General features: G+C 34.0%; 5 protein-coding genes. All 5 read right to left on the reverse strand.

The genetic code is table 11. The annotated features are described in order from the left end of the window. Positions 1–107: 107 nt before the first annotated feature. Complete coding sequence (locus ACTQ50_RS19485; protein ID WP_441485539.1) at positions 108–398, reverse strand: helix-turn-helix domain-containing protein; 291 nt, start codon at positions 396–398, stop codon at positions 108–110. A gap of 150 nt (positions 399–548) precedes the next feature. Continuing rightward, positions 549–863 (reverse strand): DUF3784 domain-containing protein, encoded by a 315-nt coding sequence (locus tag ACTQ50_RS19490; RefSeq protein ID WP_441485540.1) that lies wholly within the window; start codon positions 861–863, stop codon positions 549–551. A gap of 36 nt (positions 864–899) precedes the next feature. Next, positions 900–1,277: an SdpI family protein gene (locus ACTQ50_RS19495; protein ID WP_118359187.1), complete on the reverse strand. Its 378-nt coding sequence runs from the start codon at positions 1,275–1,277 to the stop codon at positions 900–902. Between the two features lie 56 nt (positions 1,278–1,333). Further along, the gene (locus ACTQ50_RS19500) at positions 1,334–1,702 is read right to left on the reverse strand and encodes a hypothetical protein (RefSeq protein ID WP_441485541.1); all 369 of its coding nucleotides are present in this window, start codon (positions 1,700–1,702) and stop codon (positions 1,334–1,336) included. Then, on the reverse strand, positions 1,695–1,960 hold a 266-nt coding region (locus tag ACTQ50_RS19505), incomplete at its 5' end, for a hypothetical protein (protein WP_441485542.1). The genes ACTQ50_RS19505 and ACTQ50_RS19500, both read right to left, overlap by 8 nt.

A 1,960-nucleotide genomic window follows, 5' to 3' on the forward strand; every position in this document is an offset into this window, starting at 1 on the left:
GGATAACCAAACAAAGGAATGTCCAAAATCAGGGATATCACTTTTGTGTAGGTGTCTAAAAAATAGGCACTACACTAATTCAAAATGTCCTTGACAAGGGATACAGTTTATAATGCTTTTTGTTTCACCCATTCTTCATACACCGCAACTTTGTCCAATGTTTCTTTCATCTCTTTATTCATAGTCTGGCTCCTTTCTCCATCCAGGAGCTCTCTCATCTCAACATCGTAATACTCAGCAAGTTGAACAAGTATACTGAGATCTGGCATATTTATTCCTGTTTCCCATCTGGAAACTGTTCTTGCAGATACTCCAAACTTTTCAGCAAGCTGCTCTTGTGTAAGATTCTTTTCTTTACGACATTGCTTTAAAAAAGCTCCAATCTTTTTTGTATCCATGTCTCTACCTCTCTTCCACTTACAGCTTACCAATATATACCAAAATTACCACGACATAAAACGAGAATCCGCTAATTTTCAACCGGACATCGTATGTCTAAAACAAATAAACGGTATTTTCACCCCAAAAACATTCTATTCCTCTATAAATTAACCTTCTCTTTTATGTCTATCCATAAGCAGCAGAATAAACATAACAAACCATATCACCCATGCAATTAAACAACCGATTCCCGGATACCAAATGCCTATAATCATTCCAGCAATAAAAGGAATTGACATAAACATCATTCTTTTCCCATATACCTTACACATAGCATTTTCATCATATTTCTTTCGTTCTTCTGCCGATTTCATATTATAACCAGACAAGAATTTAGATGCTTGTCCTTTTGACCTATAAAACCATATTCCAAATAAAAGCATAATCACTGCCATCGCAAAGTCAAAAACAATATAGAACATATAATGCTTCCTTTCAGTCGATTCCACAACTTGAATTTATCGTCTTGTTCCATTCTTATCAAAATTCTTTTTTAATGCTATTTCTGTTGGGAGAATAGACCCAATTAAAGGAATAAGTTGAACACCACAGATAATCCCTCCTATACTCCCAACACAATCTTCATTTTTTCCAATCACTAAAAGCATGAATATTACTGTTATCGGCAACATAACCATTCCACAGACATACCAGACTTTACCACAATATTTATGAGCAAATTCCCATGTGTCTTTGTTCTTCATAGACATCGAAGTCCGATATCCAAATACTGAATTTATTTCCTTTGGAGCCTTTTTCATAAAATATCTTCCAAAACCAATCATCGTAAATGGAAGAAGCAAATCCATAATCAACATAAAAATCCAAACCCCCATTGTAAACCTCCTTTACTACAACTTCCGATTGTGCGTTTGTTCAAAACACCTTTATTTCAAACGTATGAAAAATATTGACATTCGCCGAGATTACTTAGCACGTCTCTAAGCACAAACATAAAGTTCAACTTGCTTTTGTTTATAGTTTCTCCTTCAATTCTACTGCAGTAATTTTGTACTTTCTCAAGTTCTTCAAACAGTAATCTATTACAAATTTCTTTAGCTTCCTCCAAAACAAGAGCATCACAATACACCGCACCGATAGAATATTCTTCTTCTTCCACTATTAAGCATTGTTTTTCAGAGTGAAATCTTTTTGCAAAATTTGAAACAATTAGTTTTTTGTAATCTTCATCGCACAATTCTATTGTACAAGGAACAAAATTATCATTATTTTGCTTTTTGTAAAATGTAATATCAAGCATTGTTGTTACCTCCAGTTTTCCTTTTTTTCACTTTTTCACGAACTTCTTTAACTTTTTCGGGTGAAAGGTCATCGTAAAGTTTTATTCCTTTTGCTTCAGCCCTTTGCTTCGTTTTTGGAGAAGCTTTAGTTTGGACTAAAGCTATGCTGATGTTGTATAAATAAAGTTGACACCTTATTCTCAAAGAATTCATGTATAATAAAGAGAATAAGGAGGAACTCTCAATGTCACGTACCCAACGTAAATACGACCACGAAT

The organism is Blautia sp. Sow4_E7 (assembly GCF_052116245.1).
In the GTDB taxonomy this organism is placed as follows: Bacteria; Bacillota; Clostridia; order Lachnospirales; family Lachnospiraceae; genus Blautia_A.